Source organism: Bartonella sp. TT29SHDZB (assembly GCF_042193395.1).
In the GTDB taxonomy this organism is placed as follows: Bacteria; Pseudomonadota; Alphaproteobacteria; order Rhizobiales; family Rhizobiaceae; genus Bartonella.
Map to the genome: position 1 here is coordinate 1 of NZ_JBHILQ010000167.1, position 231 is coordinate 231.

The 231-nt window shown below is 46.3% G+C and carries 1 pseudogene; it reads left to right on the forward strand.

The features are described 5' to 3' along the window. Nucleotides 1–231: pseudogene (locus ACFIJJ_RS10125) on the forward strand (MFS transporter); the annotation flags it as partial.

Genomic DNA, 231 nt, shown 5'->3' on the forward strand with positions numbered 1-231 from the left:
ACATTCGCTCTACACTTAGCAGAAAGCACAGCCTCTATTTCAATGCTGCTGTTTGCAGGGTTTATCGGGGCAATTTGTGCCGGACCAATTGCACCGCACCTCTTGCATCGGCTAAGTGCGTCTCGAACAGTTCCTGTTGTTTTATTGTTTGAAGCACTCTTTATAGCCACAGCTGCAATCGCCAACCAATTTTGGATTTATATTGCCATTTCTTTCGCACTGGGCTGTGCT